23 protein-coding genes and 1 pseudogene are annotated in these 23,790 nt (G+C 63.0%); 16 read left to right on the top strand and 8 right to left on the bottom strand.

Annotated features, from left to right (window positions below; all coding sequences use genetic code 11):
- Positions 1 to 70: 70 nt before the first annotated feature.
- Positions 71 to 2,755 carry an alanine--tRNA ligase gene (alaS, locus tag VK804_RS30045; protein ID WP_325751913.1) on the top strand — a complete coding sequence of 895 codons (2,685 nt, stop codon included), beginning with the start codon at positions 71 to 73 and terminating at the stop codon, positions 2,753 to 2,755.
- A gap of 8 nt (positions 2,756 to 2,763) precedes the next feature.
- Here the strand turns inward: alaS and VK804_RS30040 are convergent, their stop codons facing one another.
- The 5 genes from VK804_RS30040 to VK804_RS30020 all read right to left on the bottom strand — a co-directional run bounded on the left by VK804_RS30040 (position 2,764) and on the right by VK804_RS30020 (position 7,139).
- Complete coding sequence (locus tag VK804_RS30040) at positions 2,764 to 2,982, bottom strand: hypothetical protein (RefSeq protein ID WP_325751912.1); 219 nt, start codon at positions 2,980 to 2,982, stop codon at positions 2,764 to 2,766.
- 146 nt (positions 2,983 to 3,128) lie between these two features.
- Positions 3,129 to 3,413 (bottom strand): DUF3303 domain-containing protein, encoded by a 285-nt coding sequence (locus tag VK804_RS30035; protein WP_325751911.1) that lies wholly within the window; start codon positions 3,411 to 3,413, stop codon positions 3,129 to 3,131.
- A gap of 8 nt (positions 3,414 to 3,421) precedes the next feature.
- Positions 3,422 to 3,976, bottom strand: coding sequence for a DUF3455 domain-containing protein (locus tag VK804_RS30030; protein ID WP_325751910.1), 555 nt, complete (start codon positions 3,974 to 3,976; stop codon positions 3,422 to 3,424).
- Positions 3,969 to 5,192, bottom strand: a complete 1,224-nt coding sequence (locus VK804_RS30025; protein WP_325751909.1) for an NADP-dependent isocitrate dehydrogenase — start codon at positions 5,190 to 5,192, stop codon at positions 3,969 to 3,971. Before VK804_RS30025 ends, VK804_RS30030 begins: the two co-directional genes overlap by 8 nt.
- 219 nt (positions 5,193 to 5,411) lie before the next feature.
- Complete coding sequence (locus tag VK804_RS30020) at positions 5,412 to 7,139, bottom strand: alpha/beta hydrolase family protein (RefSeq protein ID WP_325751908.1); 1,728 nt, start codon at positions 7,137 to 7,139, stop codon at positions 5,412 to 5,414.
- 287 nt (positions 7,140 to 7,426) lie between these two features.
- Between VK804_RS30020 and VK804_RS30015 the strand changes: the two genes are divergently transcribed.
- Positions 7,427 to 8,629, top strand: a complete 1,203-nt coding sequence (locus VK804_RS30015) for a TrmJ/YjtD family RNA methyltransferase (protein ID WP_325751907.1) — start codon at positions 7,427 to 7,429, stop codon at positions 8,627 to 8,629.
- A gap of 368 nt (positions 8,630 to 8,997) precedes the next feature.
- Here the strand turns inward: VK804_RS30015 and VK804_RS30010 are convergent, their stop codons facing one another.
- Positions 8,998 to 9,660: a TetR/AcrR family transcriptional regulator gene (locus tag VK804_RS30010; protein WP_325751906.1), complete on the bottom strand. Its 663-nt coding sequence runs from the start codon at positions 9,658 to 9,660 to the stop codon at positions 8,998 to 9,000.
- Between the two features lie 231 nt (positions 9,661 to 9,891).
- Here VK804_RS30010 and VK804_RS30005 point away from each other — a divergent pair, with 231 nt between their 5' ends.
- From VK804_RS30005 to cynS, 7 genes are all read left to right on the top strand, one after another.
- On the top strand, positions 9,892 to 10,434 hold the full coding sequence (locus tag VK804_RS30005) for an OsmC family protein (RefSeq protein ID WP_325751905.1): 543 nt from the start codon (positions 9,892 to 9,894) through the stop codon (positions 10,432 to 10,434).
- A gap of 36 nt (positions 10,435 to 10,470) precedes the next feature.
- Positions 10,471 to 11,595, top strand: coding sequence for an acyl-CoA dehydrogenase family protein (locus VK804_RS30000; RefSeq protein ID WP_325751904.1), 1,125 nt, complete (start codon positions 10,471 to 10,473; stop codon positions 11,593 to 11,595).
- A 65-nt stretch (positions 11,596 to 11,660) separates the two neighbouring features.
- A complete protein-coding gene (locus VK804_RS29995) occupies positions 11,661 to 12,539 on the top strand; it encodes a sulfurtransferase (protein ID WP_325751903.1) in 879 nt (292 codons plus the stop codon).
- 112 nt (positions 12,540 to 12,651) lie between these two features.
- Positions 12,652 to 14,034 carry a CmpA/NrtA family ABC transporter substrate-binding protein gene (locus VK804_RS29990; RefSeq protein ID WP_325751902.1) on the top strand — a complete coding sequence of 461 codons (1,383 nt, stop codon included), beginning with the start codon at positions 12,652 to 12,654 and terminating at the stop codon, positions 14,032 to 14,034.
- Positions 14,035 to 14,194: 160 nt separating this feature from the next.
- Positions 14,195 to 15,034: a nitrate ABC transporter permease gene (gene ntrB, locus VK804_RS29985; RefSeq protein ID WP_325751901.1), complete on the top strand. Its 840-nt coding sequence runs from the start codon at positions 14,195 to 14,197 to the stop codon at positions 15,032 to 15,034.
- A 196-nt stretch (positions 15,035 to 15,230) separates the two neighbouring features.
- A complete protein-coding gene (locus VK804_RS29980; RefSeq protein WP_325751900.1) occupies positions 15,231 to 16,172 on the top strand; it encodes an ABC transporter ATP-binding protein in 942 nt (313 codons plus the stop codon).
- A gap of 63 nt (positions 16,173 to 16,235) precedes the next feature.
- Positions 16,236 to 16,724, top strand: a complete 489-nt coding sequence (cynS, locus tag VK804_RS29975) for a cyanase (RefSeq protein WP_325751899.1) — start codon at positions 16,236 to 16,238, stop codon at positions 16,722 to 16,724.
- 132 nt (positions 16,725 to 16,856) lie between these two features.
- On the opposite strand, the gene VK804_RS29970 is transcribed toward cynS, so the two are convergent.
- Positions 16,857 to 17,177: a DUF1476 domain-containing protein gene (locus VK804_RS29970; protein WP_325751898.1), complete on the bottom strand. Its 321-nt coding sequence runs from the start codon at positions 17,175 to 17,177 to the stop codon at positions 16,857 to 16,859.
- Positions 17,178 to 17,490: 313 nt separating this feature from the next.
- Between VK804_RS29970 and purC the strand changes: the two genes are divergently transcribed.
- The 6 genes from purC (at position 17,491) to VK804_RS29940 (ending at position 21,523) form a co-directional block, all read left to right on the top strand.
- Positions 17,491 to 18,258: a phosphoribosylaminoimidazolesuccinocarboxamide synthase gene (gene purC, locus VK804_RS29965; RefSeq protein ID WP_247328228.1), complete on the top strand. Its 768-nt coding sequence runs from the start codon at positions 17,491 to 17,493 to the stop codon at positions 18,256 to 18,258.
- Between the two features lie 7 nt (positions 18,259 to 18,265).
- The gene (purS, locus tag VK804_RS29960) at positions 18,266 to 18,508 is read left to right on the top strand and encodes a phosphoribosylformylglycinamidine synthase subunit PurS (RefSeq protein WP_325751897.1); all 243 of its coding nucleotides are present in this window, start codon (positions 18,266 to 18,268) and stop codon (positions 18,506 to 18,508) included.
- Positions 18,505 to 19,068, top strand: a complete 564-nt coding sequence (locus VK804_RS29955; RefSeq protein WP_325751896.1) for a hypothetical protein — start codon at positions 18,505 to 18,507, stop codon at positions 19,066 to 19,068. The genes purS and VK804_RS29955 overlap by 4 nt, the downstream gene beginning before the upstream one ends.
- Before the next feature lie 26 nt (positions 19,069 to 19,094).
- A complete protein-coding gene (locus VK804_RS29950) occupies positions 19,095 to 19,757 on the top strand; it encodes a hypothetical protein (RefSeq protein WP_325751895.1) in 663 nt (220 codons plus the stop codon).
- Positions 19,758 to 19,931: 174 nt separating this feature from the next.
- The gene (gene purQ / locus VK804_RS29945; protein ID WP_325751894.1) at positions 19,932 to 20,633 is read left to right on the top strand and encodes a phosphoribosylformylglycinamidine synthase subunit PurQ; all 702 of its coding nucleotides are present in this window, start codon (positions 19,932 to 19,934) and stop codon (positions 20,631 to 20,633) included.
- Between the two features lie 152 nt (positions 20,634 to 20,785).
- On the top strand, positions 20,786 to 21,523 hold the full coding sequence (locus VK804_RS29940; protein WP_325751893.1) for a tetratricopeptide repeat protein: 738 nt from the start codon (positions 20,786 to 20,788) through the stop codon (positions 21,521 to 21,523).
- On the opposite strand, the pseudogene VK804_RS29935 reads toward VK804_RS29940, so the two are convergent.
- A pseudogene (locus tag VK804_RS29935) lies at positions 21,515 to 22,010 on the bottom strand (PaaI family thioesterase). The gene VK804_RS29940 and the pseudogene VK804_RS29935 sit on opposite strands and share 9 nt — an antisense overlap.
- A 143-nt stretch (positions 22,011 to 22,153) precedes the next feature.
- On the opposite strand from VK804_RS29935, the gene purL reads away from it, so the two are divergent.
- Positions 22,154 to 23,790 (top strand): phosphoribosylformylglycinamidine synthase subunit PurL (purL, locus tag VK804_RS29930; RefSeq protein ID WP_325751892.1); only part of this gene is annotated, 1,637 nt, incomplete at its 3' end.

The following is a 23,790-nucleotide window of genomic DNA, read 5'->3' as shown; positions in this document are numbered from 1 at the left end:
GTCTAAAAGCGTGCGGGGACAAATGACCTGTTTTCAGGCGAATCCCCGGTGATTTTGCGATTGGACCGATATGAGCGGCGTTAACGAGATCAGGTCGGCTTTCCTGAACTTCTTCAAGGCGAACGGCCACGAGATCGTGCCGTCGTCTCCGCTCGTGCCGCGCAACGACCCGACCCTGATGTTCACCAATGCCGGCATGGTGCAGTTCAAGAATGTCTTCACCGGTGTCGAGAAGCGGCCCTATCTGCGCGCCACCACCTCGCAGAAATGCGTGCGGGCGGGGGGCAAGCACAACGACCTCGACAATGTCGGCTACACCGCGCGGCATCTCACCTTCTTCGAGATGCTCGGCAATTTCTCGTTCGGCGACTACTTCAAGGAGCGCGCGATCGAGCTCGCCTGGAACCTGATCACCAGGGAATTCGGTCTGAAAAAGGACAAGCTGCTCGTCACCATCTATTACGATGACGACGAGGCGGCGGGTCACTGGAAGAAAATCGCTGGTCTGCCGGATGACCGCATCATCCGCATTTCGACCTCGGACAATTTCTGGGCGATGGGAGACACGGGGCCGTGCGGTCCGTGCTCCGAGATCTTCATCGATCGCGGCGAACGCATCTGGGGCGGACCTCCGGGCAGCCCGGAGGAGGACGGCGATCGCTTCCTCGAATTCTGGAACCTTGTATTCATGCAGTACGAGCAAGTGACGAAGGAGGAGCGCCTGCCGCTGCCGCGTCCCTCGATCGACACCGGCATGGGACTGGAACGCATGGCCTGCATTCTGCAGAGCGTCGACAGCGTCTTCGAGACCGACCTTTTCCGTCATTTGATCGATGCGACCGCGTCTGCCCTCGGGACCGGCCCGCAGGAGCAGACCGTCGGCTCGTTCCGGGTCATCGCCGACCATTTGCGCTCATCGGCCTTCCTTATCGCCGACGGCGTATTGCCGTCGAACGAAGGCCGCGGCTATGTTTTACGCCGGATCATGCGCCGCGCGATGCGCCATGCGCAGCTGCTCGGTGCGCAAGAGCCGCTGATGCATCGGCTGGTGTGGGCACTGGTGCGCGAGATGGGCCAGGCTTTTCCGGAGCTGGTGCGCGCAGAGAAACTGATCGAGGAAACGCTGAATCTGGAAGAAGCCCGCTTCCGCAAGACGCTGGAACGGGGACTGTCGATCCTCGACGAGAAGAGCGCGGGCCTGAAGAAGGGCGACATGTTCGACGGTGATACGGCGTTTACGCTGTACGACACCTATGGCTTTCCGCTCGACCTCACGCAGGATGCGCTGAAATCGCGCGGCATCGGCGTCGATATCGCCTCCTTCACCGACGCCATGGACCGGCAGCGCGAAAAGGCGCGCGCGGCATGGGCGGGAAGCGGCGATACCGCCACCGAGAATATCTGGTTTCCGTTGCGCGAAAAACTCGGCGCCACCGAATTCCTGGGCTACGAGACCGAGACCGCCGAGGGCGTGGTCGGCGCGCTGGTAAAGGAAGGTCACGAGGTCGAAAGCCTCAAGCCCGGCGAGACCGGCGCGATCGTTATGAACCAGACACCGTTCTATGCAGAGTCGGGCGGCCAGGTCGGCGATTCCGGCGTGATGACCGGCGAGGGCGTCCGCTTCCGTGTCACCGAAACCCAGAAGAAAGCCGGCGACCTGTTCGTGCATCTCGGCACGCTGGAGCAGGGCATCTTGAAGCCGGGCGCGGCGCTGCTGCTCGAAGTCGACCATGCGCGCCGTTCTTCGATCCGCCGCAATCATTCGGCGACGCATCTGCTGCACGAGGCGCTGCGGCAGGTGCTCGGCGATCACATCGCCCAGCGTGGCTCGCTGGTGGCGCCGGACCGCCTGCGCTTCGACTTCGTTCATCCCAAGCCGATCACGGCGGAGGAACTGAGCCGGATCGAGGATATCGCCAACGACGTGGTGCTGGAGAATGACGAGGTCACCACGCGCCTGATGGCGGTGGATGACGCCCGCGAGGCGGGGGCACGCGCGCTGTTCGGGGAAAAATACGGCGACGAGGTGCGCGTGGTTTCAATGGGCAAGACGGCGCGCGAGCACGGGGCCAATGCGCTCGGCTGGTCGGTGGAATTGTGCGGCGGCACCCATGTGCGGCGGACGGGCGACATCGGCCTGATTTCGGTGACCGGTGAAAGTGCGGTCGCCTCCGGCGTACGCCGGATCGAGGCGCTGACCGGACGCCATGCGCGCAAGCACGCCAACGAGACCATGGCGCTGGCGAAAACCGCCGCCGCGGAATTGCGCACCACGGTAGAGGAGGTGCCGGCGCGGATCACGGCGCTGATGGAGGAGCGCAAGCGACAGGAGCGCGACCTGTCGGATGCGCGCAAGAGGCTTGCGATGGGCGGCGGCGCGCAAGGCGCGAACGGATCGGCGGTGGGCACAGCCGGCGTGCGCGAAGTCGGCGACGTCAAGCTGATGGCGCGCGCGGTCGAAGGCATCGAGATGAAGGATCTCAAGAGCCTCGCCGATGACGGCAAGAAGCAGCTCGGCTCCGGCGTGGTCGCCATCGTCGGCGTCACCGCGGACGGCAAGGCTGGCGTCGTGGTCGGCGTCACCGCCGATCTCACCTCGCGCTATAACGCCGTCCACCTGGCGCGGGTTGCTTCCGTCGTGCTCGGCGGCAAGGGCGGCGGTGGACGTCCCGACATGGCGCAGGCCGGCGGGCCCGACGGCGCCAAGGCGGATGCGGCGCTTTCCGCCATCGAAAAGGCGATGGCCGGCGCCTGACGATTACCTCAACGCGCGCCCTTCAGCGTGCAGGAGGTCGAGCAGGTCGCCCGGGTTCCATGGTCGCATTTGATGCAGGCGCCCATGCATTGATCCATGACTTTGGGATTGAAGGAGGGATAAAGCTCGGCCGCGCATTTGCTCGAGACCGAGCCCGTCACCTCGTCGTCGCCGGAGCAGGACATCATCAACAAGGCCGCGGCGATCAAAACAGCGAAGCGTTTCACGAACCCCTCCTGTCAATGTTCGATATCTCTGCGCCACGGCGCATCCCGGCGACGCCTGTTCACCGCCATCTTGCCGGACGAGATTGCACCGGCGCGGTGATTCCCGCCAGCCGGCACCGCAAAAGATGGTTGCCGAATCGGAAAAGCTATTTCGGTTCCAGGAACGGGGCGACCACTTCCCGGGTCTCCTTGCTCGGGACCACCGGCACGATCTCGAAGCTCATGCCAAAACCCCGGCAGTTCAGGACCCATTCCTGCAGCTTACGCGCGTCGTCGCATTCCATCAGCTGGAAGCAGCGGTCGAAATTGGGCTCGATCCAGCTGCCGAGATATGTCAGCCCCTCAGGAAATTCGATCCCCTCGTCGCGCACGCGCCGGTAGACCGGGATCGGGTCGCGGTCTTTAAAGCGCTCGATGACCATGAACAGCATGGGCGGCCTCACCCCTTGCGCAGGAACACATAGTCCGTGGAGTAGGGCGCGCTGCGGAAGGCGCCGGCGGTGTCGCACCCGCCCTTCAGGTTGCCGCCCTCGGTATGGATCCGCTGCACGGTCGTGACGCCGCTGAGGATGCCGCTGCCACGATGCGAAGCCACATCGAGCCTGAGCCAGGGAATATCGGCCGGTGTCGCGCCCGGAACGCTGGCTGCGACCTTGCCGACCACGGCGCTGCCGTCGCTGTCCTCCCAGCTCGGGCCGGCATAGTGGCGGCCGACAGTCTTGCCGTCGGAAAGCAGTGTCGCGATGGGTTCGCGGAACGACCACGCCAGCTTGCCGTCAGTGCCGGCCTTGCATTCGTACACCTGCGCGCCCTCGGCGTGCACGCTGAGCAAGACGGTTTCTCCCGGCGCCGTGATGGCGTCGGGCAGGGTCTCGGCGGCGCATGCGCCGAAGAGTGACCCCGCCAGCAGCAGGGCAAGCGCGCAACTCCGGAACGGTGACACGGCGGCGCCTTTCGGCTTCGTCGCGAGATCGAGCGCTGCGGCGTCAGACATTTTCCGGCGCCATCGCTTTGGTGAGGTTTTCCGCGACCTTGTCGAGGAAGCCGGTGGTAGAGAGCCAGCGCTGGTCGGCGCCGACCAGGAGCGCAAGATCCTTGGTCATGTAGCCGGCCTCGACGGTCTCGACACAGACCTTTTCCAGCGTAGCCGCAAATTTGGCCAGCGCCGCGTTGTTGTCGAGCTTGGCGCGATGCGCTAGGCCGCGGGTCCAGGCGAAGATCGAGGCGACCGAATTGGTCGAGGTCTCCTTGCCCTTCTGATGCTCGCGGTAATGCCGCGTCACGGTGCCGTGGGCGGCCTCGGCTTCCACCGTCTTGCCGTCCGGCGTCATCAGCACCGAAGTCATCAGGCCGAGCGAGCCGTAGCCTTGCGCAACCGTATCCGACTGCACGTCGCCGTCATAATTCTTGCAGGCCCAGACGTAGCCGCCCGACCATTTCATGGCGGCGGCGACCATGTCGTCGATCAGGCGATGTTCGTAGGTGATCTTCTTGGCGTCGAACTGGGCCTTGAATTCCTTGTCGAAAATGTCCTGGAAGATGTCCTTGAAGCGCCCGTCATAGACCTTGAGGATGGTGTTCTTGGTCGACAGATAGACCGAATAGCCTTTCGAGAGGCCCATGTTGAGCGAGGCGCGCGCGAAATCGGCGATCGAATCGTCGAGATTGTACATCCCCATCGCAATCCCGGCGCTCGGGGACTTGTAGACCTCCCGCTCGATCACCTGGCCGTCCTCGCCGACGAATTTCATCGTTAGCGTACCCTTGCCCGGGAATTTGAAGTCGGTGGCGCGGTACTGGTCGCCGAAGGCGTGGCGGCCGATGATGATCGGCTTGGTCCAGCCCGGCACCAGCCGCGGCACGTTGCGGCAGATGATCGGCTCGCGGAACACCACGCCGCCGAGGATGTTGCGGATGGTGCCGTTCGGCGATTTCCACATCTCCTTCAGGCCGAATTCCTTCACCCGGCCCTCGTCGGGGGTGATGGTGGCGCATTTGACGCCGACGCCGACCTTCTTGATGGCGTTGGCGGCATCCACCGTGACCTGGTCGTTGGTCTTGTCTCGGTTTTCCATCCCGAGGTCGAAATACATCAGGTTGATGTCGAGAAACGGGGTGATCAGCTTGTCCTTGATGTATTGCCAGATGATCCGGGTCATCTCGTCGCCATCGAGTTCGACGACGGGGTTGGTCACCTTGATTTTTGCCATGGGGAGGAGGGCCTTTTTGGGAATAGCGCGTTGGGACGGAGGGTGCTGCCCGCGCTATAGCACTGCCGAAGCTGCGGCGAAAGCCGAGCCGTTATGCACTTTCAGCCCATCTTTTAGCTCAGAGCCTCGGTTCTGATGGAGCAGAACCGAGGCTCTATCTCTTTAATTTTTGACGCGTTTTCTTCACGCGAACCGGTGCCCACTTCGCTCGAAAACGCTTTAGAACGCCGCCTGGGTGGCGGTGCCCGCCACCACATACCAGGTGACGAACAGGCCGCAGATCAGCGCGCCCGGCAGGCTGGAGCCGGTGCGCCGCCAGGTGAAGGTCGCGATCACGGCGCAGATCGCGAGCAGCGGTAAGAACTGGATCGCCACGATGGTGGAAAGCGGCACGAAGCCGGGATCGGGCAGCGGGTTGAACAGCTTTCCGGATAGAAACAGCGTGCCGTATTGCAGGACCAATAGCGCGATGAAGCCCAGGGTCAGCGCCAGGACGTTGGTCAGATAGAGCGTGGCGCGGCCCGCGCCCAAGGTCGAGAAATTCCGGTGCAGCACATGCAGGGCGATCGCGAAAAACGCCGTGAACGGCAGGAGATAGATCAGGAAGATCAGGAACTGGTTTGCGTTCATCAGCTTGAGTGCGACGATCCAGAACCGGAAATCGATCTTGAAGGCGAGATCGGCCAGCCACAACGCGGCATAGCCGACGATGATGGTTGCGATCGCGATCAGGATCGATGGCACGACAATGCCGCCCCGGCTGGCGCGCTTGGGCGCGAACGGCATCAGGGCCAATGTGATCAGCCCGTTGATGATCGCCCAGATCATGATCTGGTTGGTGATGCCCTGGGGCAGGTAGGCGGACGGCTTTACGAATGTGCCGGCCAGCGCGAAGGCAGGATAATAGGTTAGCGCGGGAATTGCGGCCGTCAGCAGGAATGCCGCGGTCCAGTGTCCGCCGGACGCGGCCGGCGGCGCCGGCACGGAGCCATCGGCGATCTCGGGCAATCTCAGATGCGAAAACAAGGGCGCCTCGAGCAGCCCGTCGAATACCCCGAGCAGCAGCACGACAAAGCCGATCAGCGCGATCAGCGTGCCGATTTCCTTTCGGTACCAGATCTGGTCGTCGGATGGTTTCGGGGTGCCGCCCTGCAAGGTCCTGGCGAACCAGTCGAGGCTGTAGCCGATCGCCTTCGGCGAAATGTGCTCGGCCGGATGCGTCATCGCGGGCGTGTAGAGCACCCGTGCGGTGCCTTGCGCGATGTCGCCATAGACCTTGCCGGGTACGACCGGCCCTTGGGTGCCGAACAGCGCCCAGAGCTTTGGACTTTGGGTGACGTCGCGGGCCCGCTCCACGCCCCACATCAGGTTGGAAAATTCCTCGTATTGCGCGAACACGAGCGCGACATTTTTCGGCCAGCTGGCGGTGCCCTCGGCGGCGAACGGCTTGCCGGTGGACGAGCCCTCCAGCACCATCGATTTGTAGTCATTGGGCATGGCCGTCGCGGCCGCCAGGATGGTCCAGCCGCCCATCGAGTGGCCCTCCATCCCGATATTGTTCTTGTCGACGAAATCGAGGCTGCGCAGATGCGCCAATCCGTCGGGCCCGCCAAAGCCATTGGCGAAGGCGGGCGGGTCGCTGTAGCCGTGGCCGGTCTGGTCGATCGCGAGCACCACATAGCCGCGGCGGGCGAATTCGATGGCAAAGCCGTCCTGGGTTTCGCGTGAATTGATGTAGCCGTGGACCGCGAGGATACCGGGGGCCGGGGTCTGGGCGGTCGCATTCGGCGGAATGTAGAGCAGGGCGCTCATGGTGTTGCCCTTGGCGCCCTTGAAGCGAATATCCTCGATCCGGATGCCGCCCGCTGTCTGCGTCAGGTAGGCCAGCACGCCGCCGGCCAGAACCAGGATCACGCCGGCAATCGCCAACGACCATCTTCGGCGCATGGTGGCCTCCCTGTCCCCGAGCCTTGATCCGGCCCGTGGGTTCGTTTTGCAGCTTTGTTTTGTTTGTGATTGATACCGTAACCGAACGACGAATGCCCGCAAGCAGGCCTGCGGCAGGCGGCGCAGTTGAGGTTTTGAGTGAAAATCAGAAAGTCCGCCTAAGCTGATAATATAGCTTGAGAAAAGCTGGCGGACCGGCGATCGGATGGCGGCCGCGCTCATGGTGCGAAATCGGCTTCCTCGGAGCTCGATTCAAACCTGGAGATCGAACCAGAAAGTGAAGTGAGATGTCCGGCTCGGGCACCGACAAGACCAAATCAGGCCTCGCATTGGCCGGCCCCGTTGTGATCCTGGTTGAGCCGCAGCTCGGCGAGAACATCGGCATGGCCGCGCGCGCGATGGGCAATTTCGCGCTGACGCGGCTGCGCATCGTCAACCCGCGCGATGGCTGGCCCAACCTCAGCGCGCAGCGGGCGGCTGCCGGCGCCGACCATATCCTGGATTGGGCGGAGCTGTTCGACACCGTCGGGCAGGCGGTCGCCGATTGCACGCTGCTGTTCGCCACTACCGCCCGCGCCCACGACCAGGCCAAGCCGGTGGTGTCGCCCGAGGTGGCGGCCCGCGAGATGGCCGGCCGGATCGAGGCGGGCGGGGTGGTCGGCATCCTGTTCGGCCGCGAGCGCTATGGCTTGCAGAACGAGGAGGTGGCGCTCGCCAACCGCATCATCACCTTTCCGGTCAATCCGGGTTTTGCCTCGCTCAACCTGGCGCAGGCGGTGCTGTTGATCGGCTATGAATGGTTCAAGCTGCAGACTAAGGGCGCGCTGCCGTTTGCGATGCCCGAGCGTTCCGAGCCCGCCTCGCAGCACCAGATGCAGGCCTTCTTCGACAATCTGGTGCGCGAACTCGACCGGGTCGAATTCCTGCGCCCGGCCGAGAAGCGCGAGACCATGCTGGTGAACTTGCGCAACATCTTTATCCGCATGGACCCGACCAAGCAGGACATGCACACCCTGCACGGCGTGGTGATGGCGATCGCGGAGGGACGCAAAGGTCCGGCCAAGGGCGGCGTGCTCGATGGCGAACAGGCGACGCGCCTGCGCGCGCTGCTCGCCGAGCACGGGCAGGGCGCCGCACCCTCGGAAAGCGGCACGGTGCGCGGGCTGGCGCGGCTGTTGCGCCGAAATCCGACCGATGCGGAACGCATCCTGTGGCAGGCGCTGCGGAGCGATCGGCGCTTCGCCGGAAAGTTCAAGCGCCAGACGCCCGTCGGCCGGCACATTCCGGATTTTGTCTCGTTCGTTCACCGGATCGCGATCGAACTGATCAATCCGGACGAGACTGACGGCATCGCGGGCGACCGCGCGGCGCGGCGGGCGTGGCTGGAGGCGCGCGACTACCGGGTGATCGACATGAAGGTCGCCGATGTCGAGGGTGATCTCGCCGGGCAGCTCGACCGGCTGGAGGCGGGTCTTCTGGAAGCCCGCTAGGGAAGCACCAGCGATCTGGCGCTCCGGGTGCGGCGCGGCGGGTGCCGCAGGGCCTTACCAAAAAATCGCAAAACAACCCCATGCAAAGTAGAAGCCTCGACTCAAAATCGAGCTCCGAAAGGAGTGCTGGTTCGATTCCGGCCAGGGCACCAGATAAGAAGAAGTGGGGTGGGTAGAGGCGCCCTGCGCCGTGCCCACCATCTTTTTCGATCGTTGCATTGAATGGTGGGCACGCTTCGCTTTGCCCACCCTACTGTCTAGTCAGTTCACCGTCATTGCGAGGAGCGAAGCGACGAAGCAATCCACTGTCGCGTGACCCAACATGGATTGCTTCGCTTCGCTCGCAATGACGGTCTTGTCGGTCAGCCTCACACCGCCATCAGCTGCGCGGATGCGGCGGCCGCACGTTTCGGTTTCCTGGTCTTGGCCGGCGGCAGCAGCGAGCACGCGGCAAGTCCCGCGGTATCCGCGACGCCGGGATCGCCCGACACCATCGCCGCGACGATGGCGCCGTCGATCAATAGCGCGAGCTGATGCGCCAGCACTTCCGGCTCCGCCGCGCCCATCTCGCCGGCGAGTTTTTCGATGTGGGCGAGAACCACCTTCTTGTGGCGCAGCGCGATGTTGCGAAACTGCTTCTGGTCCTTGTCGTGTTCGGCCACTGCATTGATGAAGGGGCAGCCGTAAAAACGTTCCTCGCCGAACCAGATCTTCAGCGCCGGAAAGATCCGCGCAAGCTTGGTCTGCGGATCGCCGCCGCCGGCCTCGATCGCGCCGATGAACCATTCGCGCCACTGCTTGCCCTCGCTTTCGAGCACCGCGTGCACGAGATTGGTCTTCGAGCCGAACAGCTTGTAGAGCGTGGTCTTCGCGGTGCCGGCCTCGTCGATGATGGCGTCGATGCCGGTGGCATTGATGCCGTTCTTGCAGAACAGATGCGTCGCGGCGCTGAGCAAGCGCCCGCGCGCGGATTCTTCATCGCCTGCGGCGTGCGCCGCGGCCACCTTCTTCCTCGAAACTGATTTGCCCATGCGCTGCAGTTAATCGGACCGCGGCGGAATCATCAAGACGCATCTTGATCTGCCCAAAAAAAACGCGGCGAAGCGTCGATTGCATTGCGATTGAGCAAGCCCCCGCTGATCGATTCCTGGGCAGGGGACGCTAAGGGACTTCAACACTTCGCGTTTTCCCCCGCGCCTCATCTGGCACGCTTCATGCAGGAAACAGACCGTTCGGTATCCTACCCCCTAGGGAGAAAACAGATGACCGCGGTCGCTCAAAAAACGGTGCTTACAGGCTGCCTCGCCCCGATCGACAGACAGGGGCTGGAGCAGCTCATTGCGAACGGCAAGGCCAATCCGAAGGTCATCAAGACCTTGAAATGCAAGACGGTGGCCGAGGGCAAGTTCCGCCACGCCAACTACATCCGCAACCTGCCGCCCTACATCGTCGACGAGCCGCCGGGGCTGCTCGGCGACGACACCGCGCCGAATCCGTCGGAGGCCTCATTGGCCGCGCTCGGCTCCTGCCTCGCGGTCGGGTTGCACGCCAATGCCGTGCATCGCGGCTGGATCGTCAACAAGCTCGAACTGCAGCTCGAGGGCGACCTCAACATCACCGCGGTCTGGGGCACCGGCGACGTCAGCGAGAAGCCGGTCGGCTTCACCGACGTGCGGATCAAGGTCGACATGGAGTGCGAGGGCGTCCCGCACAGCGAGATCGACGCGCTGGTGGCCCATGTCAAGAAATGGTCGCCGGTCGCCAACACTTTTACCCGCCCGGTGAATCTCGAAGTCAGCGCTTAACCGTCCTTTTTCGAAACTGCTCGCTCGGAGCCAGTGATGAACAGAGTAGCCGCATCGCGATTATCGGTGGTGGAAGACAGCGATCTTCCGCCGGCATCGATCGCCGATGCGGTCGCTTCCATCGCGCGGAACGAGCTGGCGCCGCTTGCCGCCGACATCGACAGCGGCGCCCTCTATCCGGCGGATTTGCTGCGGCGTCTGGGCGGTGCCGGCGCCTGGGGCAGCCATCGTCCGGACAGCCGTGGCGCGGCCGATCTGCGTTGCGCCATTGCCTCGATCGCAGCCCTTGGCGAGGTCTGCGGCGCCACCGCCTTCATGGCGTGGTGCCAGAACACGCTCGCCTGGTATGCGATGAATTCGAGCAATCCGGCGCTTGCCGGATTTGCCGATGACGTTGCGAGCGGAAAGATCCTCGGCGGCACCGGGCTTTCCAATCCGATGAAGAGTTTTTTCGGCATCGAGAAACTCAAATTGAAGGGAGGCCGGACCGAAGGCGGTTATATCGTGCGCGGCGCGCTGCCCTGGGTCTCGAACCTCGGCCGCGATCATTTCTTCGGCACGATCTTCGAGGTCGAGGACCGGCCTGGCGAGATCGTGATGTTTCTCGCCGATTGTTCGGACCCTTCGATCACGCTGCAGCCGTGCAAGCCGTTCCTCGCGATGGACGGCACCGGCACCTATGGCGTGCAATTCCGTGACGCCTTCGTCCCCGACGGTTTGATCCTGGCGGAGGCGGCCGCCCCCTATGTGAAGAAAATCCGCGCCGGTTTCGTACTGCTGCAGGCCGGCATGGCGATCGGCCTGATCCGCGACTGCATCGCGATCATGAACGAGGTCGAGGGTTCGCTCGGTCACGTCAATCGCTATCTGCCGCAACAGCCGGCCGATTTTCAGGGCCTGCTGTCGGACCTTGAATCGCACACGATGACGCTGGCGCGCGATCCCTACAATGCCGACGACGGCTATTGGCGCGCGGTCGTCGACCTTCGCCTGCAGGCCGGCGATGCCGCCGTCGCCGCCGCGCATGCGGCGATGCTTCATTGCGGCGCGCGCGGTTACCTGAAGAGCCATCGCGCCCAGCGCCGGCTGCGCGAGGCCTATTTCGTCGCCATCGTCACTCCCGCCACCAAGCAGCTTCGCAAGATGCTGCACGACGTCTGAGTTTCGCACCAAAGGGATTTTCAGATCGACCCTAACCTTCAACCACAAAACAGGAGAGGCCTGCCATGACGGACGTTCTGATTACTGCCGGCGAACTCGCCGATCTCACCGCCAAGGAACCCTGCGTGATCATCGACACGCGAAATCCCAATGCCTATGGCGCCGGGCACATCCCGAACGCCGTGAACGTGCACGAAATCTTCACCTATCTGGCGACCTCGACGCCGGAGGGCATGACTGAGCTGAAGACGAAATTCGCCGATGCGTTCGGCAAGGCCGGGCTGTCGGGCAAGGAAACCGCTGTCATCTACGAGCAGTCGATGAACTCCGGCTTCGGCCAGTCCTGCCGCGGCTATTATCTCCTGGCCATGCTCGGCTATCCCAAGGTCAAGGTGCTGCACGGCGGATTCGACGCCTGGGCGGCCAAGGGCCTGCCGGTCACGACCGACCTGCCGAAGCCGGCAGCCGCGTCGTTCTCGATCGTGCCCGAGGCCGGCGACATCCTGATCGATGCGAAAACCATGCTGGCGGCGGTCGGCAAGCCCGGCATCGCGCTGCTCGACGTGCGCGATGTCGATGAATGGATCGGCGACAGCTCTTCGCCCTACGGCAAGGATTTCTGTCCGCGCAAGGGGCGCATCCCCGGCGCGGTCTGGCTCGAATGGTACCGCATGATGAAGCCGACCGCGGAAGGACCGCGCTTCAAGTCGAAAGACGAGATCCTGGCGGAGTGCGCGACCGTCGGCATTTCGCAGAACACGCCGGTCTATCTCTATTGCTTCAAGGGCGCGCGGGCGTCGAACACCTTCCTCGCGCTCAAGAATGCCGGGGTCAAGGACGTGCGGATGTACTTCGGCTCGTGGAACGAATGGTCGCGCGATCCCTCGCTGCCGATCGAGGAAGGCCTGCCGACGGACGTCAGGCTGACCGAAAAGGCGGCATAAAAACTGCATGCTTTTTCACCGTCTGGCCGCGTTGCCGCGGTCGGGCGGTGAATCCGCTGGAAGTGGCGGGTCTGCCCTTTGGTTTTTTCGGCACCACGCAAAGGAATGGGGCATGTCCACCTTCGACGATCCGTTTGACGCCGACCGCAAGCTGTCACGCGGCACCTGCGTGTGCGGCCGGCACGGCTCGCCGGCCGAGCACGATGCCGTGGCGCCGGCGTTGCGCTGCGAGCCGGCGCCGTCGGAGCAAAAGCGTTACGAGGGGGTGGTAGCCTCCGCCGTCATGCGCGCGGTGTTTCCGAAAGACGCGGCGCGCCGGGCGTTCCTCAAGTCGGTCGGCGCATCGACCGCGCTCGCCGCGGTCTCGCAATTCTTCCCGCTTCGGACCGCGACCGAGGCCTTTGCCGAGGGCGTACCGGAGAAGAAAGACCTCAAGGTCGGCTTCATTCCGATCACCTGCGCAACGCCGATCATCATGGCCGCCCCGCTCGGCTTCTATGCCAAACATGGTCTCAACGTCGAAGTGGTGAAGACCGCCGGCTGGGCCGTGATCCGCGACAAGACCCTGAACAAGGAATATGACGCCGCCCACATGCTGGCGCCGATGCCGATTGCGATCACGCTTGGCCTCGGCGCTACCGCCATCCCCTTCACGGTGCCGGCGATCGAGAACATCAACGGCCAGGGCATTACGCTCGCCATCAAGCACAAGGACAAGCGGAATCCTGCGGACTGGAAGGGCATGAAGTTCGCCATTCCGTTCGACTATTCGATGCACAATTACCTGCTGCGCTATTATCTCGCCGAGCACGGGCTCGATCCCGATACCGACGTGCAATTGCGCTCGGTGCCGCCGCCGGAAATGGTCGCCAATCTGCGAGCCGAGAACATCGACGGCTTCCTTGCGCCCGACAACATCTGCCAGCGCGCGATCTATGACGGGGCCGGCTTCATGCACATCCTGTCCAAGGAGATCTGGGACGGCCATCCCTGCTGCAGTTTCGCGGCCAGCCGGGAATTCATCACGACCTCGCCGAACAGTTTTGCCGCGCTGACGCGGGCGATCGTCGACGCCACCGCCTATGCTTCCAAAGCCGAGAACCGCAAGGAGATCGCGGAAGCCATCGCGCCGGCGAACTATATCAACGCTCCTGTCACGGTGCTGGAGCAGGTGTTGACGGGGACGTATGCGGACGGGCTCGGCGGTGTCAAGACCGACGCCAAGCGCGTCGATTTCGATCCGTTCCCCTGGCAATCCTTCGCGGTCTGGATGCTCACGCAAATGAAGCGCTGGGGCCAGATCAAGGGCGATGTCGATTACAAGCAGGTCGCCGAGCAGGTCTATCTCGCCACCGACACCGCCAAGCTGATGACCGAGATGGGGCTGAGCCCGCCTTCGACTTCGTACAAGTCGTTCGCGGTGATGGGCAAGACCTTCGATCCGCAAAAGCCCGACGATTATCTCGCAAGCTTCAAGATCAGGAAGGCGTCGTGAGTTTGCACCCGTCGTCCCGGCCTAGTGCGCAATTGCGCACGGGGGCCGGGACCCATAACCACAGGCGTGGCTTGATGCGGAAGGTGTCTGCGACCGTGCCAAACGAAAAGTCACGGCGTACCGGCCTTCGCCGGGACGACTCGGTGAGGGGTCGCGCGCTATGACCGCCTCCCTCCGTTTCCGCGCAGGCGTCGTCTCCGTCGCGCTTTTCCTGGCCTTCATCGGCGTCTGGCATATCGCCACCCGCGGCACCGGCGCGGTGGCGACGATGAGCCCGGAATACGCCAGGCTGATGGGCGCGACCGCGACGCAGGGCAAGTCGGTGATGCCGGGTCCGCTGGATGTCGGTGCGAAGCTGTGGCAGCACCTGAAGCGGCCGTTCTACGATAACGGGCCGAACGACAAGGGGCTGGGCATCCAGCTCGGTTATTCCATCGCGCGGGTGGGCCTCGGCTACCTTCTCGCCGTCATCGTCGCGATCCCGCTCGGCTTTTTGATCGGGATGTCGCCCCTGATCAACAAGGCGCTCGATCCCTTCATCCAGATTTTGAAACCGATCTCGCCGCTGGCCTGGATGCCGCTCGCGCTCTACACCATCAAGGATTCCGGACTGTCGGCGATCTTCGTCATTTTCATCTGCTCGGTATGGCCGATGCTGCTCAATACCGCGTTCGGCGTCGCCGCGGTGCGCAAGGAATGGATCAACGTGGCGCGGACGCTGGAGGTCGGCACCGTCAGGCGCGCCTTTACCGTGATCCTGCCGGCGGCTGCGCCGACGATTCTGACGGGTATGCGGATCTCGATCGGGATTGCCTGGCTCGTGATCGTCGCCGCCGAGATGCTGGTCGGCGGCACCGGCATCGGCTACTTCGTCTGGAACGAGTGGAACAACCTCTCGATCACCAATGTCATCATTGCGATTCTGCTGATCGGCGTGGTCGGCATGCTGCTCGACCAGATTCTCGCGCGCTGCACCGCCATGGTCACGTTTCCGGAGTGATCGAGATGGAGCATCCAGGCATCGGCGCTTCTTCACCTCGCCCCGCTTGCGGGGAGAGGTCGGATCATCGCGAAGCGATGATCCGGGTGAGGGGGACTCTCCGCGAACTGAGCTCGTTGAGGCAGCCCCTCACCCCAACCCTCTCCCCGCGAAGGGCGGGGCGAGGGAGCGCACTTCCCGCAGGGAAACGGCGCGCATGAACTCAAGCAAGTTCATCTCCATCGAGGGCATCGCCAAGCGCTATCCCGGCGCCGACGGTGGCGAGATCGCGGTGTTCGAGAATCTCTGGCTGTCGATGGCGCGCGGGGAATTCGGCTGCGTGATCGGCCATTCCGGCTGCGGCAAGACCACGGTGCTGAACATCCTCGCCGGCCTCGATGAGCCGAGCGAAGGCACCGTGATCGTCGATGGGCAGGCGATCGAGGGCACCAGCCTCGACCGCGCCGTGATCTTCCAGAGTCATGCGCTGTTGCCGTGGCGCACGGTGCTCGGCAACGTCGCCTATGCCGTGACCTCGAAATGGCGCAACTGGGACCGCGCCAGGGTCAAGGCGCATACGCAGAAGTTCATCGATCTCGTGGGCCTGACCGGCGCCGAGCACAAGCGGCCGTCGGAACTGTCCGGCGGCATGAAGCAGCGCGTCGGCATTGCGCGCGCGCTTTCGATCACGCCCAAGATCATGCTGATGGACGAGCCGTTCTCGGCGCTGGATGCGCTGACGCGCGGCACGCTGCAGGACGAGGTGCGCCGCATCTGCCTGGAAACCGGCCAGACCGCGTTCATGATCACCCACGACGTCGATGAGGCGATCTATCTCGCCGACAGGATTTTCCTGATGACCAACGGCCCCGGCGCGGTGCTGGCCGAGGTCGTGGAAAATCCGCTGCCGAAGGACCGCGGCCGCACCGATCTGCACCGGCATCCGCTCTACTATGCGGTGCGCAACCACATCGTTGATTTTCTGGTCAGCCGCAGCAAGACTTTTGCAGCCGATATGCCCGATCACGATCCGCGCCATGTGCCGTTGGTGCGGATCGGCAAGCCGGAATTGGTGATCGCGTCGGTGTCTAATGCACCGCATGAAGAATCAAAGCAGGCGTCATGGCCGGGCTTGTCCCGGCCATCCACGTCTTCGTAGGTTTCGGCAAGAAAGACGTGGATGCCCGCGACAAGCGCGGGCATGACGAGAAAGGGAGAGACCATGAAACGATCCGACCTCACCGAAAAGCTGCTCGACATCAAGCGCGAGAAGGGCTGGAGCTGGAAGCATATCTGCGAAAAGATCGGCGGCTATTCCGAAGTGCTGATCGTCGGCGCCATCCTCGGCCAGATGAAGCTGACGAAGCCGCAGGCCGCCAACGCCGGCGAATTGTTCGCCCTGTCCAAATCCGAGACCGCGATGCTCAACGAAGTGCCGATGCGTGGCGAGGGCACGCCTATGCCGCCGACCGATCCGCTGATCTATCGCTTCTACGAGCTGGTGATGGTCAACGGTCCGGCCTGGAAGGCGCTGATCGAGGAGGAATATGGCGACGGCATCATGTCGGCGATCGATTTCGACATGGTGATGGAACGGCTGCCCAATCCCAAGGGCGACCGCGTCAAGATCACGATGTCGGGAAAATTCCTGCCCTACAAATATTATGGCGCGACGGGGAATGTGCCGGAGTATGGGTTCAAGGAGGGGTGAGGCCGCTTCGCCGTCGTCCTTCGAGGCGCGCAAGAGCGCGCACCTCAGGATGACGGCTACGCTCTCTAAATCGTCATCCTGAGGTGCGAGCCTCTTCGGCGAGCCTCGAAGGATGGCGATCGGGCGAGACGCTTACGTCCCCGCGTTCACCTGCGCGATGGCCTGCGGCATCAATTCGTCCATCCTGACGCGGATCTGCGCTTCCGTGATGGCGACGTCCTTGGCGGCCAGATCGGCGATCACCTTGCGAATCACGCCGGCTTCGCCACCGTCAACGTCCGTGGCAACCACGGTTTTGGCGTAGTCGCTGGCGGCCTCGCCCGACGATCCCAGCTTTTCGGCAACCCACAGCCCGAGCAGCTTGTTACGGCGCGCTTCGGCCTTGAACTTCATTTCCTCGTCATGCGCGAACTTGTTCTCGAAACCTTCCTCGCGTCTGTCAAATGTGGTCATGATGAAAGGTTCCGATTCCGGGGGCGGAATGGCTCTATCTGCTTCATTGCAGCAGATCGCCTCGATGCTTAAATAGAGGGGCGAAATGGTTAAGACAACAGCCGGAAAGCCGCAGGCGGCACGGTAAAACTCAAGCCCCGGGGGACCGGATCGATTGTACTGGGTAGACCAATCAGATAGGTTGGATTCCAGGCCCGGTTCTCGTTCTGTTTCCCGTTCCTGGCCTTCACGGCAGCTCCGTCGTGGGTCGCAATCCCTAGGTCATCCGGAGCACACCAAATTCATGGATTTCAACAACACACGGTACATCCCAATGAGCCGTCGACGCCGCATTTATGAAGGCAAGGCCAAGGTGCTTTACGAAGGACCGGAGCCGGGCACCCTGATCCAGCACTTCAAGGACGATGCGACCGCGTTCAATGCCAAGAAACACCAGGTGATCGAGGGCAAGGGCGTCCTCAACAACCGGATTTCGGAGTACCTGTTTCAACACCTCAACGATATCGGGGTGCCGACCCATTTCATCCGCCGCCTCAACATGCGCGAGCAGCTGATTCGCGAGGTCGAGATCGTGCCGCTGGAGGTCGTGGTGCGGAATGTCGCGGCCGGATCGCTGTCGCAGCGGCTCGGCATCGAGGAAGGTACCCAGCTGCCGCGCTCGATCATCGAATTCTACTACAAGAACGACCAGCTCAACGACCCCATGGTGTCGGAAGAGCACATCACGGCGTTCGGCTGGGCGACCCCGCAGGAAATCGACGACATCATGGCGCTGGCGATTCGCGTCAACGACTTCCTCACCGGACTGTTTTTGGGCATCGGCATCCGTCTGGTCGATTTCAAGATGGAATGCGGCCGGCTGTTCGAAAACGAGATGATGCGAATCATCGTCGCCGACGAGATTTCCCCCGATTCGTGCCGGCTGTGGGACATCAAGTCGAACGAGAAGCTCGACAAGGACCGTTTCCGCCGGGATCTCGGCGGCCTGCTGGAGGCCTATACCGAAGTGGCAAGACGGCTGGGCATCCTGATGGAAAACGAGCGGCCCGCGGGCTCAGGGCCGGTACTGGTGAAGAGCTGAGGCCAACGTGAAAGCGCGCGTTACCGTTACGCTGAAATCCGGCATTCTCGATCCCCAGGGCAAGGCCATCGAGGGCGCCCTGAAATCGCTCGGCGTCGACGGCGTCGCCAGCGTGCGCCAGGGCAAGGTGTTCGATATCGAACTGTCCGGCTCCGACAGGGCCAAGGCCGAGGCGGCGCTGAAGGATGCCGCCGACAAATTATTGGCCAATACCGTGATCGAGAATTACCGGGTCGAGGTTCTTGGATGAGGCAAAGGACGATTTGGTTCGTCGCTTTGACGGCAATGCTGTTTGTCATTGGCGGCCAGTCCGTAGAAGCCCAAGCGCCCGGGACGACCCGCGTCACAATCCGAAATCCCGATCCTGCCAAATGGGCCGGGCAGACCAACCTCTTCGGCAATAGCACCGGCGAATTCGTCTGCCGTCCGCTGGCCTGCCCGGACGCAGCCAAGGTCACCGCGAGCATAAAGGCCAGTCCTACCCGCAGTCCCGATCCACAAGCGCTGGCAAAGCTGGCCAGCAAAATCCCCGAGTCGGTCGCGCAGGCCAACGCCAATGCTGCTGCCACAGGCAGAAAGCTTGAGCGGTTATCCAGCGGTGCGACGACACTACGCGGTTATCCGGCAATCGTGCAGGAGTTGCGAGTCGACGGTGAAAAGGGACCAGCCTATCTGAGCAAGGCGACCATGTTCGTCAAATCGGCGCTGGTCAGCATCACGTCATATTCGCCCTCGCTGGAACTTGCGCGGCGCAACCGGGAACTCTTCACCAAGGCGATGGAAGTGGAAGACACGCCAATCCCGCGCTAGCGGGACTGGCGGGAACTGCTCGCAAATTGTTGACGGAGAATTATAGGTTGAATATGCCCGGATCGGGCAAGTTTCGGGTGGGGGCTATGGGGACGGTTTCAGGTGTTCTTCGGTGCGCGGTTATGGCTGCCACCTTGTTGCTGACGGCTTGCGTCACGACGGCGGTTGGTCCGGAGCATCCCGGCACCAAGGTTACCTTCAAGTCGCCGGATCCCGAAAAATGGACCGGAACCCGGGTGTTCGGCGAAAAACGCTCGATTTTCCGTTGCAAGCCGCTGGCGTGTCCCGAGAATTCGATCGTCAGTATACGCACAGCTCCCAGCCCGACCCGCAGTCCCGACTCGGTCGCCTTGCAGAAATTTGCGCAGGAAGATGCTGAACGCCAGATGGCCCAGACCGAGCAGGCGTCGGCCGAAGCGGTCGGACGCCTGAGAGACCTGACGCTAGTTTCCTCGCGTGTGCTGAAGATGAAGGACTTTCCGACCGTCCACTGGGAGTATCGCGCGACCGGCACAAACGACAAGCCGATCTATATCGTTCGCGACATGGTGTTCGCAGGAAATACCTTGATCGACGTCATTTCGACCTCGCTCGGCGTTGAGGTCGCCCGCCGCAACAGCAGCGATTTTGTCGATGTCATGGAAATCGAGGATTTTGCGCCGCCGGCGGTGACAACAATTCGCCAATGAGTGCGACGTGCTCGCCGGACCGGTGTAACGGAAAAAGAGCGGGCCATGATTCCCGCTCATAAATCCGCGACGTGCCGGAAAATCGTCAGGACACTGGAAAAGCTGCAGTCAAACGGCTATGTCAGGCCTGCCGGTGAATAGCCGGCGAATCTCATTTCTTCAGCTGGGAACGCCATGAAATCCGCCGTCCTCGTCTTTCCCGGAATCAATCGCGAGCGCGACATGGCGCGGGCGCTCAAGCTCGCTTCGGGCCGCGAAGCCGCGATGGTCTGGCATGCCGAGGCCGCGCTGCCCAAAGGTACCGATCTCGTCGTGGTGCCCGGCGGGTTTTCCTATGGCGATTATCTGCGTTGCGGGGCGATCGCCGCGCGCGCGCCTGTCATGGACGCGGTGCGCGCGTTTGCGGCCCAAGGCGGTCTCGTGCTCGGCGTCTGCAACGGCTTTCAGATTCTTTGCGAAGCGGGACTATTGCCGGGCGTGCTCATGCGCAATGCGCGGCTGAAATTCATCTGCCACGACGTGCATCTGCGGGTCGAGCGCTCGGATACGCCGTTCACGCGCGGCTACAATGCCGGCCAGGTCATTCGCGTGCCGATCGCCCATGGCGAGGGCAATTACGAGGCGGATGAACAGACCTTGAAGCGGCTGGAAGGCGAGGGCCGGGTGCTCTACCGCTATTGCTCGCCCGAGGGCACGGTCGACCAGCCCTCCAACATCAACGGCGCCGCGCACTCGATTGCCGGTATCGTCAACGAGCGCGGCAATGTGCTCGGCATGATGCCGCACCCGGAAAACCACGTCGAGGATATCATGGGCTGCACCGACGGCAGAGGCCTGTTCGCAGGGCTTGTGGCGCATCTGGAACGCGCGGCTTGAACCGCATTCCGCGCGAATGCGACAAAGGGTGACGCGACACCCAGCAATGCCGCCCGCGAGCCCATTCGGCAACTGGGGATTGAGCGTTCGCGCGTGCCAAGCTATGAAGGCAACATTCGAGACCACTTGATAGTTTTGCCGGAAAATTCGCCGTGCCACTCGCATTAATCATCGTGTTGCTCGACGTCACGCTGGTTTACCACGCCGTCAAGACCGGTCGCGTTCAGCCCTGGGCCTTCATCATCCTGATGGTCCCCGGGGTCGGCGGGCTCGCTTACATACTGATCGAACTGCTGCCGGAATTCGTCGGCGGCCCGCAAGCCCGACAGGCCCGCCGCCGTGTCGCCAAACGGCTCGATCCGGAAAAGCAGTACCGCGAACTATCCGACCAGCTCGCCGTCAGCGACAGCATCGCCAACCGCGCGGCGCTTGCCGACGAGTGCATGGAGATCGGGCTGTTCGAGGAGGCCGAGCGTCACTACGATCACATCCTCAAGCTGCCGATGGGCGGCGAGCCGCTCTACGCATTGTCCAAGGCGAAAGCCCAATTTGCGCGCAACCAGCCGACTGATGCGATTGCGACGCTGGAGGATTTGCAGGCGCGCTGGCCCGGGTTTCAATCCGCCGAAGGCCATTTGCTCTACGCCCGGGCCCTGGCCGAGGCCGGCCGCACCGATGAAGCGCTCGAAGAATTCCATGCGGTCGTGGTCTACTTCCCGGGAGCCGAGGCGCGCGCGCGTTACGCGCTGCTGCTCAAATTGGTGGGACGCACCGCCGAGGCCAAGGTCGTGTTCGCCGAACTGCTGATTCAGATGAAGCGCGCGCCCAAATATCTGCGTCAAGCCCAGGCCGAATGGATCTCGATCGCCGAGAAACAATTGTCAGGCTGAGCTGGCTGCCGCCGTGCCCGCCGGCGTCTTCCGCTTCACCCGCTTGACGGTGCCGGAAAAAGAGAACAGTGGACGTGAGCCGGATTTCAACATTCCGCGCAAGAAGATCATCGAGCGCCCGGCGCGGGTGATTTCCACTAAACCTTCAATCAACTCGCCGTCGCGCGCGGCGTCGAGGAATTCGCAGGCAAAGGACACCGTCACGCCCGGTCCCTCCCACGGCAAACAGGCAATAATCGGCGAACGACATGAAGGCGCCGCCGTGGACATTGCCCGAGCCGTTGAGATGTTTCGTCGTGACCCGGAAGGCGCAGTGGATCTGCCCGTCGTCGTCCATGCGGTGGTAGAATGGCCCGTTATGGGTCTCGAAATTGTCCCGGCTCCAGGTTCGCCAGCCGGCGAATTCACCTGACGTTTCGACATCCAGATCGGGTCGGTTGAGGAATGCGGATTTGGCGAGGTCGTCCACGCGATTCAAGCCCTTCATTTCGGCGGTTCAGCCCTTAAATCCGATCCATCGGCGATGCGCAAACCCCGATGCCGGGTTCTGCGCCCGCAAAGCTATGGACAGGGCGAAATAGCGCCATAAAAGGCCTTTTCCGCAGCTTCCGATCTCCCTAATAAGGCCTCATGAACCAGCCGCAGATCACCCCTGAACTCGTTGCCAGCCATGGGCTGAAGCCCGACGAATATGAGCGCATCCTGAAACTCATCGGTCGGATCCCGACCTTCACCGAGCTCGGCATCTTCTCGGCGATGTGGAACGAGCACTGCTCGTACAAATCCTCAAAAATCCATCTGCGCACGCTGCCGACGAAAGCGCCCTGGGTGATCCAGGGGCCGGGCGAGAATGCCGGCGTTATCGATATCGGCGACGGGCAGGCCGTCGTGTTCAAGATGGAGAGCCATAATCATCCGAGCTACATCGAGCCCTATCAGGGCGCCACCACCGGGGTCGGCGGCATCCTGCGCGACGTGTTCACCATGGGGGCGCGGCCGATCGCCTGCCTCGACTTCCTGCGCTTCGGCGATCCGGCGCATCCCCGGACCCGCGACCTGGTGGCCGGCGTGGTGGCGGGCATCGGCGGCTATGGAAACTCATTCGGGGTGCCGACGGTCGGCGGCTCGGTCGGCTTTCACCGCCGCTACGACGGCAATTGCCTGGTCAACGCCATGGCGGTGGGCATCGCCGAGAAAGACAAGATTTTCTATGCCAAGGCGACCGGCGTCGGCATGCCGATCGTCTATCTCGGCTCGAAGACCGGGCGCGACGGCATCCACGGCGCCACCATGGCATCGGCCGAGTTCGGCGCCGATGCGGAGGAGAAACGCCCGACCGTGCAGGTCGGCGATCCGTTCGCAGAGAAGCTTCTGCTCGAGGCCTGCCTCGAAATCATGGCCGAGGGTTGCGTCATCGCCATCCAGGACATGGGCGCGGCGGGCCTGACCTGCTCGGCGGTCGAGATGGGCGCCAAGGGCGATCTCGGCGTGACGCTCGATCTCGACAAGGTGCCATGCCGCGAGACCGGCATGAGCGCCTACGAGATGATGCTGTCGGAGAGCCAGGAGCGCATGCTCATGGTGCTCAAACCGGAGAAGGAAAAGGAGGCGGAAGCGATCTTCCGCAAGTGGGGGCTCGACTTCGCCGTGGTCGGCGAGACCACGCCGACCAAACGCTTCATCGTGCGGCACGGCGGCACGGTGATGGCGGACCTGCCGATCAAGGAGCTCGGCGACGAAGCGCCGCTTTACAACCGGCCGTTCGTCGAAACGCCGAAACCTGCCGCGATCGACGCCAATGCGATCAAGCCGCCGATGCCGATTGCGGATGCGCTGCAGAAGCTGATCGGCTTGCCGGACCTGTGCTCGCGGCGCTGGGTGTGGGAGCAATACGACCACGTCATTATCGGCAACACGGTGCAGCGGCCGGGCGGCGACGCCGCTGTGGTGCGCATCCACGACGGCCCGAAGGCGCTGGCGCTGACCTCGGATGTGACGCCGCGCTATTGCGAAGCCGATCCGTATGAAGGCGGCAAGCAAGCGGTGGCTGAGGCGTGGCGAAATATCTGTGCCGTCGGCGGCCGCCCGCTCGCGCTGACCGACAATCTCAATTTCGGCAATCCGGAGCGACCCGAGATCATGGGGCAATTTGTCGGCTGCGTTCGCGGCATCGGCGAAGCCGCGCGCTCGCTCGATTTCCCGATCGTGTCCGGCAATGTCTCGCTCTACAACGAGACCAACGGCCGCGCCATTCTGCCGACGCCGAC

Origin of the sequence: Bradyrhizobium sp., from assembly GCF_035484855.1 — a bacterium.
Classification (GTDB): domain Bacteria; phylum Pseudomonadota; class Alphaproteobacteria; order Rhizobiales; family Xanthobacteraceae; genus Bradyrhizobium.
Note: the sequence above shows the minus strand (reverse complement) of the source record. Positions and strands in the feature narration are given on the sequence as shown.